12 protein-coding genes are annotated in these 13,365 nt (G+C 38.8%); 7 read left to right on the top strand and 5 right to left on the bottom strand.

Annotation, left to right across the window (positions count from 1 at the left end):
* Positions 1–70 precede the first annotated feature (70 nt).
* The 4 genes from ACYT6F_RS13025 (at position 71) to ACYT6F_RS13010 (ending at position 2,910) form a co-directional block, all read left to right on the top strand.
* Positions 71–622 (top strand): antibiotic biosynthesis monooxygenase, encoded by a 552-nt coding sequence (locus ACYT6F_RS13025; RefSeq protein WP_472598098.1) that lies wholly within the window; start codon positions 71–73, stop codon positions 620–622.
* Between the two features lie 354 nt (positions 623–976).
* Complete coding sequence (locus tag ACYT6F_RS13020; protein ID WP_472598097.1) at positions 977–1,438, top strand: redoxin domain-containing protein; 462 nt, start codon at positions 977–979, stop codon at positions 1,436–1,438.
* 1 nt (position 1,439) lies between these two features.
* Positions 1,440–1,958 (top strand): DsbA family protein, encoded by a 519-nt coding sequence (locus ACYT6F_RS13015; RefSeq protein ID WP_472598096.1) that lies wholly within the window; start codon positions 1,440–1,442, stop codon positions 1,956–1,958.
* A gap of 130 nt (positions 1,959–2,088) precedes the next feature.
* Entirely contained in the window at positions 2,089–2,910 is an 822-nt protein-coding gene (locus ACYT6F_RS13010) for an alpha/beta fold hydrolase (RefSeq protein ID WP_472598095.1), read from the top strand.
* A gap of 267 nt (positions 2,911–3,177) precedes the next feature.
* On the opposite strand, the gene ACYT6F_RS13005 is transcribed toward ACYT6F_RS13010, so the two are convergent.
* Together ACYT6F_RS13005 and ribA are read right to left on the bottom strand one after the other, a co-directional pair.
* Positions 3,178–4,611, bottom strand: coding sequence for an SDR family oxidoreductase (locus ACYT6F_RS13005; RefSeq protein ID WP_472598094.1), 1,434 nt, complete (start codon positions 4,609–4,611; stop codon positions 3,178–3,180).
* Positions 4,612–4,650: 39 nt separating this feature from the next.
* Positions 4,651–5,241 carry a GTP cyclohydrolase II gene (gene ribA / locus ACYT6F_RS13000; protein WP_472598093.1) on the bottom strand — a complete coding sequence of 197 codons (591 nt, stop codon included), beginning with the start codon at positions 5,239–5,241 and terminating at the stop codon, positions 4,651–4,653.
* 113 nt (positions 5,242–5,354) lie between these two features.
* Here ribA and ACYT6F_RS12995 point away from each other — a divergent pair, with 113 nt between their 5' ends.
* The 3 genes from ACYT6F_RS12995 (at position 5,355) to ACYT6F_RS12985 (ending at position 8,097) form a co-directional block, all read left to right on the top strand.
* On the top strand, positions 5,355–6,053 hold the full coding sequence (locus tag ACYT6F_RS12995; RefSeq protein ID WP_472598092.1) for an SDR family NAD(P)-dependent oxidoreductase: 699 nt from the start codon (positions 5,355–5,357) through the stop codon (positions 6,051–6,053).
* Positions 6,054–6,093: 40 nt separating this feature from the next.
* Positions 6,094–6,738 carry a MarR family winged helix-turn-helix transcriptional regulator gene (locus ACYT6F_RS12990; protein WP_472598091.1) on the top strand — a complete coding sequence of 215 codons (645 nt, stop codon included), beginning with the start codon at positions 6,094–6,096 and terminating at the stop codon, positions 6,736–6,738.
* A 126-nt stretch (positions 6,739–6,864) separates the two neighbouring features.
* Positions 6,865–8,097, top strand: a complete 1,233-nt coding sequence (locus ACYT6F_RS12985) for a YaiO family outer membrane beta-barrel protein (protein WP_472598090.1) — start codon at positions 6,865–6,867, stop codon at positions 8,095–8,097.
* Between the two features lie 397 nt (positions 8,098–8,494).
* Here the strand turns inward: ACYT6F_RS12985 and ACYT6F_RS12980 are convergent, their stop codons facing one another.
* The 3 genes from ACYT6F_RS12980 to ACYT6F_RS12970 are packed head-to-tail and all read right to left on the bottom strand — an operon-like array spanning position 8,495 to position 13,353.
* Entirely contained in the window at positions 8,495–11,932 is a 3,438-nt protein-coding gene (locus ACYT6F_RS12980; RefSeq protein WP_472598089.1) for a sulfatase-like hydrolase/transferase, read from the bottom strand.
* The gene (locus ACYT6F_RS12975) at positions 11,926–12,990 is read right to left on the bottom strand and encodes a HEAT repeat domain-containing protein (protein WP_472598088.1); all 1,065 of its coding nucleotides are present in this window, start codon (positions 12,988–12,990) and stop codon (positions 11,926–11,928) included. Before ACYT6F_RS12975 ends, ACYT6F_RS12980 begins: the two co-directional genes overlap by 7 nt.
* A gap of 6 nt (positions 12,991–12,996) precedes the next feature.
* Complete coding sequence (locus ACYT6F_RS12970) at positions 12,997–13,353, bottom strand: response regulator transcription factor (protein WP_472598087.1); 357 nt, start codon at positions 13,351–13,353, stop codon at positions 12,997–12,999.
* Positions 13,354–13,365: the final 12 nt, after the last annotated feature.

The raw sequence follows: 13,365 nt of genomic DNA, 5'->3' as shown, positions 1-13,365 counted from the left end.
ATTGTCATCAAATTTTATTTTTTTCGAAATATCGGATTCAATGCACAACAGTATATTTAAATAAGTACATATGGAAGATCAGGGCGAGTCTGTAGTAATTACCCATCATATTCTGGACGGAAAACAAAAAGAATACGAAAGCTGGCTGGACGAAATTATTCCGCAGACTAAACATTCGGAAGGTTTCATAGACCTGCAGATCGTAAGGCCGATTCCCGGTCTTACGTTTGTGTATACGGTGATTATCCGTTTCGACACGATTACTCATCTGAAAAACTGGATGGAATCTGACAACAGAAAAAGTCTTATTAAAAAAGCTACTCCTTTATTCCGGAAGAATGACAATTATGAGATCAGATCCGGACTGGATTTTCTTTTTACTTCAGGAAGCACTACCGGTAAAGCGCCTGTACGATGGAAACAATTCCTGGTGACATGGTCTGCCATCTATCCTTTATCTTTAATTATTCCACTCATAGTCCTTCCTTTGCTTAAAACATTTGATATTCCTAAGAATCATTATCTTGAATCATTACTTATCTCAGGAGCTATTGTCTTTTTAATGGTATTTGCCGTGATGCCGGTGTATACAAGGCTGATCAGGAAATGGCTTTACAAGTAAGATGTTTATAAGTTTCGGCTTCCGGCGAAGCCGGAAGCCGAAACTGTTTTAGAGAACCTATTGTACTTTTGATTTCATTACACATGTTTAGATAAAGAATTCTGTTGTAATTTAATTTGCCTTTTAGATTAAAATAGGTTTCTGTTTAATTTAATCCAGTATTTTTAAACTAAGCAGATTTTCTATTCTTATCTTATAGAAAACGGAGATCTTTCGGATGATCATTTCCACCGAGTGTTTTTGCCTGTTTAACGAATAACAGTCTCAAATCTCAGGATTATGTGGTAGCTTTATCATAGAAAAAACAAACAACCTGTCCAATCACTTTATAATTAATATAAAAAACCAACCAAAATGTTACAAAAGAATGCCGTTGCTCCCGATTTTACCTTATTTGCAACCCCCGATCAGAAAATCACATTGTCCGAATTCAAAGGGCGGAACGTAATCCTTGCTTTTTATCCTGCAGACTGGAGCCCTGTATGCAGCGACCAGATGGCACTGTACAACGAAACGCTAAAGTTTTTTAAACAATACGATGCCGAGATTTTCGGAATTTCCGTAGACAGCAAATGGTGCCACATGGCTTTTTCACAATCCAGAAATTTACATTTTCCTTTACTGGCAGATTTTGAAGCCAAGGGAGAAACCGCAAAACAATACGGAGTATATAATGAGGAAGAAGGCGAATGCAACCGTGCGTTATTTGTTATTGATAAAGACGGAATCATAGCATGGAGCTACCTCTCTCCTACCGCAGTAAATCCCGGAGCAGACGGTATTCTGGAAGCATTAGAAACCTTAAAAACAAAATAATATGTCACTAAAACCTTCAGTAAACAAAAACGACCACATTCTGGGTAATGCGAACGCCGAACTGGTCATTGTAGAATATGGCGATTATCAATGTCCGTATTGCGGAGCAGCGTATCCCGTTCTTAAAGAGCTAATGAATGAATTCGGAAACCAGGTTCAGTTTGTCTTCAGAAATTTTCCGCTATCGGAGATGCATCAGTATGCAAGACCTGCCGCCATTGCAGCCGAAGCGGCCAATCTTCAGGGTAAATTCTGGGAAATGCATGATGCGATCTACGAAAATCAGCAATATCTGAACAAAGACCTGCTTCAGGAAATTGCGGAAAAATTAAACCTGAACATCAGTCAATTTAAAAATGATATTGAAAGCAGCGAACCCGCAGAAAAAGTAGATTCGGATTTTGAAAGCGGGATAATCAGCGGAGTAAACGGTACGCCTTCCTTCTTCGTGAATGGAAAAAAATTCAATGGCGGTGCAGCAGATCTGCTCGAGCTGGTAAGAGAAAATGTCATTAATTAACATTTTAAGCTTTGTTGAACGAAATTAAACTAGATTAACTTTCATCAGGTTCAACCTTTGTACATTTGCTAAAGAATCAGAGACAAACAATTTTACATCACAATATTAACAACATTAAAAATTAAACAAAATGAGTACACTTACATTAAAAGACGGAACAGAAATTTTTTACAAAGACCAGGGCGAAGGACCGGTATTGATGTTTCACCACGGATGGCCGCTTTCCTCCGATGACTGGGACGCACAGGTAATTTTCTTCTTAAAGAAAGGTTACAGAGTAGTCACCCACGACAGAAGAGGTCACGGAAGATCCAGTCAGAATATTTATAACCACACCATCGAGCAGTATGCTTCTGATGCGGCAGAACTGGTAGAGTTTTTAGATTTAAAAGACGTTGTACACATCGGTCACTCAACAGGTGGCGGTGAAGTGATAAGATACGTTAATAAATATGCCAACGGAAGAGCGAAAAAAGCAGTTTTAATCAGCGCTATTCCTCCGGTAATGGTAAAGAGTGAAAATAATCCTGACGGAGTTCCTATGGAAGTTTTCGACAACATCAGAGAACAGACGATGAACAACAGAAACCAGTTCTACTATGACCTGACTTTCCCTTTTTACGGTTACAACAGAGAAGGCGCCGATGTAAAAGACGGCATTCAGAGAAACTGGTGGAGACAGGGATTGATGGGTGGAATCGTAGCTCATTACGATGGAATTAAAGCATTCTCTGAAACTGATTTAACAGAAGATCTGAAAGCGGTTGACCTCCCGGTCCTGGTACTTCATGGTGAAGACGATCAGATTGTACCAATTGAAAATTCTGCAATTAAATCAGCAAAATTATTAAAGAATGGCAAGCTGATTACCTATCCTGGTTTTCCTCACGGAATGCCGACTACTGAGCATGAAACCATTAATAAAGACATTCTTGATTTTATCGAAGCATAACCCGAGCAATAGAATACATATTTAGAAAATTATTGTCCTCTATATCAGGTAATTTATGAAAATCAGAATGCTGATGCATTGGTTTTAATACTGAAAGTTTTCTATGATAAAGCACAGATATTTCTATCTTTTCAGGAGATAATTTTTAAAAGTAAAAATGAATAAAGTCTTTAAATTAAGTTTTAAAGACTTTTTGTTTAACGTTATCCTGTAGTATTTTTTACTTACTAAAAAAGGAATTTCTGTACTTAAAACATTCAGAGAAAATTAGGAATTACCTGTGAGTTTTTTAAGCATTCCCTTAAAAATAATTCCGTGAAAAGGTAAAACAGAATACCAATATAATCTTCCGGAAATTCCGTGCGGTCGGAAAACGGCTTTCTGCCATAGCTTTCCGCGATACATTTTAAACATCAGCCAGGCTTCACCGGGAAGTTTCATTTCAGCAAAAAGAATGAGTTTGCCTTCCTGCCGGTCTGCATATAAAACCCTCCAGAAATCCAGCGCATCACCTTCATGAAGCCGGTCGGGATGGGTACGCCCGCGCCTGAGGCCCGGCCCTCCTACCAGAAGATCCATAAATCCGCGGATTTTCCATAAGCTTTGTCCATACCATCCGTTGGCTCCTCCGAGACGGAAAATCCTTTCGATACACTTTTCGCGGTCATCATATTCCATACTTCTCAGATCGGTAAAACATCCGTAATGAGGGACTTCCATAAAATCTTTAAGACTGGTATCCCTGCGGCTGCTGATAAAGCTGTCTTTCCAGCTAGATACAATCTCGTTCGCCTGAATTTTAGCGAGTGTTCTTTTTAATGCTGTTTCATAAGAGAACGGCTGTATTCCGGTAATCCGTTTTATCTCTGCAAGACTTTCGGGCCTGCAGATTACCTCTATCTTCATGCTTCCTACAAGCGCCGAGGCAAGATTATAGGAAGTGGATGTGATAAAATAAAGCCAGTACGAAGAAAGTTTCGGTGTCATTACAGGTAATGTAAAAATCTTTCTTTTCAGATTTCTTGTTCTGGCAAATTCCATGAGCATCTGCTTATAGGTAAGCACATCATCACATCCTATATCAAAACTTTTATGGAAGCTTTCTTCTTTAAACAGTACGAAGATCAGGAAATCCAGAACATTGGCAATCCCGATCGGCTGACATTTGGTGTCGAGCCACCTCGGCGCCACCATTACCGGCAGCTTTTCTACCAGGTCACGGATAATCTCAAACGAGGCACTCCCCGATCCTATAATGATTCCCGCACGGAGAACCGTAACGGGAACTTTGCATTCCATTAAAATTGTTTCTACCTGAAACCGGGAGCCTAAATGTTTTGAAAGTTCTTTTTCATTCACCAGACCTGATAAATAAACCACGTGCTCACATTCTGTCGTTTCTATAAATGCGGCAAAATTCTCGGCACATTTTTTTTCGGAGTCTTCATAATCATTGGTATTGCTCATGGAGTGCATCATGTAATATGCCCCGGAAATATCTTTCGGAATATTTTCAAGAGTTTCCGGCTTCAGAAAATCTACCTCTACTACTTCTATCAGCGATTCATCAATATCCGTATTTTTTGAAAACCGCGTGGCATCCCTGCAGCAGCAGACCACTTTGTATCCCTGCGCAGCAATGACGCTGATCATTCTTTTACCGATATATCCTGTCGCTCCTGTAAGCAGTATTTTTTTCATACGAAAGATTTTGTGATCACTTTTTTATCCCCGAAAAAATCATACCCTTTCCAGAAGATGTCCGAAATAATCTTTCTTTTTGGCAAGATAACTCTCATTAACTTCATTAAAATCTATCTCCAGAGGTATTCTTTCTTCTAAGATTATTCCACTGTTTTCCAGAGACTTCAATTTGTCCGGATTATTAGTGAGCAGGTTTATTTTCTTTATTTCCAGAATTTTCAAGATTTCTACGGCAACATCGAAGTTTCTTCCGTCGGCCGGTAAGCCAAGCATCAGATTAGCTTCAACGGTATCAAAGCCTTTTTCCTGAAGCGCATACGCTTTTAGCTTATTGATGATCCCGATATTCCGTCCTTCCTGTCTGAGATAAATGATCAAACCGCCGTTTTCAGCCATAAATTTCATGGCCGCTTCCAGCTGCTGGCCGCACTCGCATTTTTTAGAATGAAAAATCTCTCCGGTAATGCACTCCGAATGAAAACGTACATTTACGGTACCGTTAAAATCTGTATTCTGTGCTACAAGAGCCAGATGCGGATTCCAGTCGGATTCATTTTCTGAAAAAGCATACATTGTGAATAATCCGAAATCGGTCGGTATATTTGATTGTGCCTGTATTCTTATCATAATGTTTTTTTTTAAATTATTATCTAATACAAATGTATACTTTATTTATATATAAAGTAAATAATTTTACTAAATTTGTGTATTAATATTTTCAATCACAAAAAAGTACTATTATGAAAAACATTGTGATCGTAGGATGCGGAACAGGCATTGGGTTGGAAACAGCAAAAATCCTTTCCGCAAACCATACTGTAATCGGAATTTCAAGAAGTAAACATCCAGACTCAGAACGTACCGGGTTTAGGTTTTACGAGATGGATATTTTGTCTGGTAACTTAGACGACATTAGTTTTCCTGATGTAGTAGACGGACTTGTTTATGCACCGGGCAGTATTAACCTGAAACCTTTTAACCGGCTTTCTGAAGAAGATTTCATCAGTGATTTTACCATTAACGTGCTTGGCGCCGTAAAGTGTATCCGGAAGCTGCTTCCGAACCTGAAGAAATCCGGCAGTGCATCGGTAGTTCTTTACAGTTCCGTAGCAGCAAAAACGGGAATGCCGTTTCATGCTTCCGTTGCTGCCAGCAAATGTGCTGTGGAAGGCCTCACAAGAAGTCTGGCTGCTGAATTTTCAGCTCAGAAAATAAGAGTTAATGCTGTTGCGCCTTCTTTAACAGATACTCCGCTTGCTTCGCAGCTTCTATCTACAACTGAAAAACGGGAAGTTTCAGCAAAAAGACATCCGTTGCAGAGAATTGGTAATGCTGCTGAGATTGCCAGGCTCACAGCTTTTTTACTTTCGGATGATGCATCATGGATTACGGGACAGATTTTCGGGATTGATGGAGGTTTAAGTACCATAAAACTGTAATTCTCATTATTAAACAATATTTTTAATCTAAATTTGCAGTATGAATACTGACTTTTTTATCGATCTGCTTCATCAGGTAAAAGATTTTGAGAATTCGGATGCTTATAAGCCGAATTCCAGTGTCGAAGACTTCCGTCTCTGGCTGAATGATAAAAAATACCGCGAAGAAAGCCCCACAAAATTATTTACCACAGAAGAGCATAAAGTGTCGTTTACAGAAAATGAGATCTGTAAGCAGGTATTACTTTTGGGCAGATATTCCAAGCAGCTCATCAGAAAAGGCCTCGGGGAATTCCCGAATCTTGCCAATGAGGAGTTTACGTACCTTTACCGTCTGAAAGATGAACCCAACCTCACGAAAATTCAGCTGATTGAAAGAAACGGACACGAAAAACAGACCGGGACACAGATCATCAAACGTCTTCTGGAATCAGGAATGGTGGAAGAAAGAAATGATGATGAAGACCGAAGAAGCAAGCGGCTGAAACTTACAGCCAAAGGTGAAGAATTGTTTCACGAGTCGGTAGAAAGTGTCAACAGAACTTCCCAGCTTCTGTCGGGTAAACTGGCCAAGGAAGAACGGGAAGAACTATTGAAACTGCTGAAAAAACTCAATGAATTCCATTCCCATCTTTATCATGAGTACAGAAATTCCGGTTTTAATGATATGATCCAATTATTATAACAGTTTATTTATTCTTTTTAAGGCAAAAACAGTATTTTACATACCCATATTTATTTATACATACAAAAAGTTCAATATATTTGTCTACTATATCATAAGAAAAAACCGACCAAACCATCTCTTTCAATGAAAAAATACTTTGGGTTTCTGTTACTCGTATTGCTTCCGCTTAATGCTTACAGCCAGCAGAATCTGTCTGCAGACGAATTATTTGTAAAGGCAAGAACCGCTGCATTCGACGAAAAAGATTACACAAAATCTATTGATCTTGCAAAACAGGCTTTAGAGAAAGCGCCCAATTATACAGATATTTCCGTCTTTTTAGGAAGATTATATACATGGAATAAGGATACGGAAGCCGCCAGAGCCGTTTTTACAGAGCTAGGTAAAAGAGAGGTTCAGGATGAGGATTATTTTGTTGCCTATGCTTCTCTCGAGTACTGGAATGACGACAATACCAAAGCTATCGAAATCATTGATAAAGGGTTATCTTATCATCCTAATTCAGAGGCATTGCTGCTTCTGAAGGCAAGAGCTCATTATGCCAATAAAGAATATCATGAAGCTGAAACGGCTATTAAAAACCTGTTGGCCATTAACCCTAAAAATACGGAGGCAATTAATCTTGCGGTAAGAATCAACGACCTTGCTGCTAAAAATTCGATAAGTGTCACTTATAATTATTCTCATTTTGACAAGCAGTTTCCGGATGACTGGCATATTGTAAGCGTAGGTTACAAGAGAGTGACACCGATAGGATCTGTGATCCTGAGAGCAAACTACGCCAATAAATTTGCAGAAAACGGCGTACAGGCAGAGCTGGAAGCCTATCCTAGATTATCTGATATGTTTTATCTTTATGTAGGCGGAGCGTATTCCAACGACGTTGGAATTTTCCCTAAATACCGTACAGGTGTTTCATTGAACGCGAATCTGCCGCACAGCTTTGAAGCGGAGATCGGCTACAGACAGCTTTATTTCAGCAATAATATCTGGATGTATACGGCTTCCGTAGGAAAATATTATAAGAACTTCTGGTTCAATATCCGTACATATATTACCCCGGATAATAAAAACATTTCCCATTCTTACACAGGAACCATACGCTATTATACCAAAAGCGCACAGGATTATTTTGCATTCCAGATCGGGACAGGGATCAGTCCTGAGGAATCCCGAAACAATCTTCTGGAAAACGAAACCTTTAAACTGAAAACCTTCAAAGTAGGCGGAGAATACAATTTCTCAATCAAAAGAAACCTGTTTTCTATTGGAACGATGTATTATAATCAGGAATACCGGCCTAACGAGAAAGGCAATCAGTTTGATGTGACTTTAGGGTATACAAGAAAGTTTTGATTTAATACTGATCATTAAAAATAATTTTAATGCTATAACAATAGCTTAAAGGATGGTTTATCCATCCTTTTTTCATTACTTATATTAAAACTATGATTAAAAATGATTTTTAATTTATTTTTACGATTAAGGAATTAAGGCTCTTTAGCTTAAAAAATTAATTACTGGTTCCTCAATTAGAATCAGCTTAAGTCACTGAAATTATTACCATTAAATCTAGAATAAACAAAATTCATTTGGTTTAGATCATTAATAACTAGCTATAAAAATTTATTTAGTAAAATATAAGCAGGCTTTAATTCTCAACAAAAAAAGTTTATTGAATTTGATTCAATAAACTTTTACTGTATTAATAATGGATAGATAAGGTTTATCAGGTATCGCTTATAACCTAACCTTAATGACCCGTTTTTTTCTTAAAATTGGTAAATACAGAATCCGGCATCAGCTTTTTCGTCTGATAGAATTCGGAATTCATTCTTTTAAACTGATTAAAGCGTCCTTTAATCTTTTTTAATATATCAGGATTATCATAGCTTTCCTCATCCAGATTATTAAGGACGAAAAGTTTGTTGTCATGCATATAATACTTGTCCGCTACAAAATCTGTAAGAAGACTCTTACTCTGCATGATCGGATAGTCTGCTTTAGTTATATCTGAATCTGCAGACAATCCTTTCCCTACCCATGTTACGGTAGATGGCGTATGCAGATTGTAGTTTTTGCGGTAATATGCCAGTACCGAAGGAGCAATATCAAAATGGCTTGCATTTTTAAGGAACTTCTTGGAACCTTTCAGCAATGGCGAATAGATCATCATCGGTACATGGAACCTGTCAATTTTATCCTGGATAAGAATTTCCGGCATACTGTGGTCTCCCGTCACAAAGAAAATCGTTTTAGCAAAATCCGGTCTTTTACGGTAATTATCGAAGAACTGTTTTAAGGCTTCGTCCGCATTTAGGATGGAAATCAACTGATCTTTATACTGTACTGCCCATTTTTTCTGTTCAGGTGTCAGAAGATTGGATCTTAATCTTTCATTATACATTTTTTCATAATACGCTTTGTTATTAATCAAAAACGGATTGTGGGTAGAAAGCGTAAGAATCATATTGAAATAAGGCTGTGCCTGTACTTTCTGAACTTCAAGTACTTTTCTGAAAACTGCCTGATCTTCGTATCCCCAGCTTTCTCCTTCATTGGTTGCAGGAAGCCTTTTGTAGGTACCTCCTCCATAAGATGCGATATCGACAATATGATTTACTTTGCTGTATTGAAGGTAATTTCTGTAATTATCAAAATTCAGGTTACCGCCATAATAGAATCCGGTTTCAAAGCCGTTTGCTTTAAGAATATTGAAAAGATTAAAATGATCCGGAGTTTCTTCAATTTCCAGGAATCCGTTTTTACCGAAAGGCAAAGATCCCGTAAGCGAAGGTAAAGCGGCAAATGTTCTTCCTGCAGTACTGAGGCCGTTTTCCCAATACAGACTCTGATTGGAGAGCGCGTCCAGAAAAGGTGTAAAATTCCCTACATATCCTTTTGGAGAGGTGTAGGCATGACCAAAACCTTCCAGCACAATAAATACAAGGTTAGGAACTTCCTGAGATTTATTTAAATAAGGTCCAAGAAAATCTTGGGTATCTTCTTTTTTCCAGAAGGGAAATGCCTTGTTCAGCATCGTATTGCTCGAGGCGATCTCCTCTTCGCTGCCCAGAAATTCCGTAATCTCAGGATGGTCGCTGATGAAATTTTCTTCATTCGCTTTGAAGAAATAAGCCCATTTGCTTTTTGCAGCATTCTGGCTGAATTCGTTGGCCTTGTCTAATGTTGCAGGATGCAGAGCTTCGCTGGGAATAAAGAAAGCAATTAACCCCAATGAAAGAAATGCCACTCCCGGATAAATGGACTTGAACCCGGAACGGCCGGATATCCATAACGGAATAAAGGACAGCGCCAGTAAAATAGCAAAAAGCGCATAGTTTTTAAAATTAAGCATTCCACTGGCCTGCAGAATCTGCTTCATTTCTTCTTTGCTGTAGTAAATGAGGTCTGCCCCGAGTAAATTTCCTGTTTCGGAAAAATAAAGGAACAAAATATACTGTAAGACGACCACAAAGCCGCATGCAGCGATAGCCAGTATTTTTGCCCAGCCTTCTTTAATAAAGTTAATGATGAGATACATAATTCCAAAGCCGAACGCCAGCTGGAATATGAAAAGAATATTGTCGGTAAAAAGAGAACTTACAACGGATGAAGTATCAATTTTTGTGAACATAAATCTGTACCAGAGCCATTCTGCAAGAATCCCGAGGATAAAAAGAATACTGAAAGCAGAAGCCAGAGCACCCCACTTTCTGAGGCCGTGTTTTAAAATTGCCCATATTTTATCCTTCAGCGGTAAATTCTTTGTATTCTGATTAAAACCCTGCCTTGTCATTTCGCCCCAACCGTGCGACTTTTTAAAATAATCGATAAAGCCGTTCACTCCCGCTCTTACCACGATAGGGTGAAAATAGAAAGGTTCTGAAAAGGCTGTTCCGATGAGGGCAAAGAAATCTTTTCTTTTACCGTATACCTGGTGACTTACCATGTCTACCAATATTCCGTATACCGAATACAGGAATCCCATGGAAAGCACAAGGGCAAACAATACAAAGAAAAACGGCCAGTTGATAATGCCCAGAAGAAGGAATAGGATAAAGACAATATAACCGGAGAATTCTACCAGAGGACCTAAAAACTCAAAGAAGAACCAGTACGGAAGACTAACCATTCCCAGTTTCCTATATTTAGGATTGAACATCATCTTGCGGTGTTTCCACAGCGTTTCTATTGTTCCGCGCATCCATCGGTTTCTTTGTTTTTTAAGGATATCTTTGGTTTCCGGAACTTCAGTCCAGCACAGAGGATCGGGGATGGTAAGCACTTCGTAAGATTCATTCCGTTCTTCCATATATTTTCTCATCCTTACGACAAGTTCCATATCTTCACCTACCGTATTTCTGTCGTAACCGCCGCAATCCAAAACAATTTTCCGGTCAAAAACTCCGAAGGCTCCGGAGATGAGAATAAGTCCTGAAGCCCTGGACCAGGCCATTCTTCCAAGTACGAAAGCGCGGATATATTCTAATGCCTGCGTTCTTCCCAATAAGGTTTTCGGCATATTTACGCTCACCACTTTACCATCTTCAATCACACAGTTGTTTGCCAGACGGATCACCCCGCCGCAGGCGATAATTTTTTTGTCTGTCTGTTCAAGAAAAGGTTTTGCCAGCCTGAGAATAGCATCCTGTTCCAGGATACAGTCTACGTCAATACATACAAGATAATCTCCGGAAGAAACATTGATTCCTACATTCAGGGCATCCGCTTTCCCTCCGTTTTCTTTGTCTACTACAATAAGTTTTCTGAAAGCCTGGTTCCTGCTTTTATAAATTCCTTTTATTTTGTTGGTTTCAATTTTTCCCTGTACAAAGTAAGATACACACTCCAGATCGTAGGCTTCAATAAGCTTTTGCATAGAATCGTCCTTACTTCCGTCATTGACAATGATGATTTCAAGATTATGATAGTAAAGAGATAACAGGGATCTTACATTTTCAACAATCGTCATTCCCTCATTATAAGCCGGAGCCAGGAGACTGAAGACAGGAGCATTGGGATTGGCTGCAATAATGCTGTAATCGGTAAAAACATTTTCTTTTTTATATCGTAAGACCGCTCCGAAGGCGTACACTCCTACCCAACCGTAAATAATAGCTACAGCAGCACCATACAATAAATACAGCCAGATAACGACTTCATATACAACGTTTGAAAATTCTAACATATTTTTTCCTGCAATGCGTATTTGATAATTTGAATTAATTCTTCCGGTGCATCTTCCTCTTCGGCAAGTTCTGATAAATATTCAGCATGTCCCAGCGAATAAAGGGCCTGTGCAGCATTTACTTTTAATCCTGAAGGTACATCTTCCGCAAGCTCTTTTTTAAGCAGATCTATGCAGCATTGATCTTTTGATATTTTTATGACCTTAAGGATTTCAAGGCGTACTTCATCCGGCTGATCGTAATAAATACCGGAAAGATATTCAACCGTTTCCGGATTTTCCAGTGACATCAGGGTCTGTACCGCTTTTACTCTCACCTCAACCGAAGCAATACTGAGCAAGCCAATGACTTTTGGGTAAAAGGAAAGCAGCTGGAACTTCTTAATTAATTTGAGGGTAAAAATAATAACCGTGTCATTCTTACTTTCCAGCCAGTCTGCTATTTTTTCTTCCGAATCTTCCGGCAACGAGGATATGGAGAGCAGAAACCGAAGCTGCTGCCATTCTGAAATTCTGGTTGGAAAATCATCGAGGAAGTTCAGACCTTCGAAACCTCTGAATCTTACCATAGCATACTGTGCTTCCTGGTAAACCTGTGGTGACGGATGGGATAAATACGTTTCAATCTGCGGTATCGCTTCCTGAAATTCCATGACGGTGAGTTCGCGTATTCCTCTGGCAATAAGGTAAGCTTTTTTCTGGTTAAGCTTTTTTATTGCTTCTTTGCGGAGATCATATTCCTTAAATAAATCCTGTATCCTGTTTTTAGCAGCTCCGGAGAATTTTTTTTCCGAATCTACCAGTTTCTCAAGAAAAAGATTTCTGAATGAAGCATTTACAGAAAGTGCTTTAAAGTAGATATCTTCCGAGAGTTCTTCTTCTCCGTACACAATAACATCAGATATTTTCTTATTGATTGTTTCGGACCATCCTGCTGTACGCACAGATTTGTTATATTCGATCAGATTGTATATAAGCACAATAATGGCCAGCAGCATTACCAGTGACAGCATCACGATAAAAATGAGGAAAAGAAAATGTACTGATGCAATAACCATTCTGTTTTAATTTGATAAGAACCTTTTGACCCTCAACATCAGCTCACTGGGGCTGAATGGCTTTACGATAAAATCCGAAGCTCCCAGGTCAAAAGCATTAAGCACCACTTCTTCCTGTCCCATGCTGGAAAGCATGATTACGGGCGTATCTTTCCCCATTGATTTTATTGCTGATAGTATTTCTATTCCTGAAGCGAAAGGCATCATAATATCCGTAATGGCAAGATCAACATCTCTCTGCTGTAAAGTTTCAATAGCTTCTTTACCATTTCGGGTTAATATAACCTCATGCCCTTCTTTCAACAATTTATGTTCTATTGTTTTAAGAATCAGTTCATCATCTTCTGCGATCAAAATTAACATAGTTCTGATTTT

It is taken from the genome of Chryseobacterium sp. NG-CE01, assembly GCF_055695505.1.
Note: the sequence above shows the minus strand (reverse complement) of the source record. Positions and strands in the feature narration are given on the sequence as shown.

Coding starts and splice junctions, on each gene's coding strand:
- ACYT6F_RS13025 (WP_472598098.1), top strand. CDS start 71: ATGGAAGATCAGGGCGAGTCTGTAGTAATTACCCATCATATTCTGGAC.
- ACYT6F_RS13020 (WP_472598097.1), top strand. CDS start 977: ATGTTACAAAAGAATGCCGTTGCTCCCGATTTTACCTTATTTGCAACC.
- ACYT6F_RS13015 (WP_472598096.1), top strand. CDS start 1,440: ATGTCACTAAAACCTTCAGTAAACAAAAACGACCACATTCTGGGTAAT.
- ACYT6F_RS13010 (WP_472598095.1), top strand. CDS start 2,089: ATGAGTACACTTACATTAAAAGACGGAACAGAAATTTTTTACAAAGAC.
- ACYT6F_RS13005 (WP_472598094.1), bottom strand. CDS start 4,611: ATGAAAAAAATACTGCTTACAGGAGCGACAGGATATATCGGTAAAAGA.
- ribA (WP_472598093.1), bottom strand. CDS start 5,241: ATGATAAGAATACAGGCACAATCAAATATACCGACCGATTTCGGATTA.
- ACYT6F_RS12995 (WP_472598092.1), top strand. CDS start 5,355: ATGAAAAACATTGTGATCGTAGGATGCGGAACAGGCATTGGGTTGGAA.
- ACYT6F_RS12990 (WP_472598091.1), top strand. CDS start 6,094: ATGAATACTGACTTTTTTATCGATCTGCTTCATCAGGTAAAAGATTTT.
- ACYT6F_RS12985 (WP_472598090.1), top strand. CDS start 6,865: ATGAAAAAATACTTTGGGTTTCTGTTACTCGTATTGCTTCCGCTTAAT.
- ACYT6F_RS12980 (WP_472598089.1), bottom strand. CDS start 11,932: ATGTTAGAATTTTCAAACGTTGTATATGAAGTCGTTATCTGGCTGTAT.
- ACYT6F_RS12975 (WP_472598088.1), bottom strand. CDS start 12,990: ATGGTTATTGCATCAGTACATTTTCTTTTCCTCATTTTTATCGTGATG.
- ACYT6F_RS12970 (WP_472598087.1), bottom strand. CDS start 13,353: ATGTTAATTTTGATCGCAGAAGATGATGAACTGATTCTTAAAACAATA.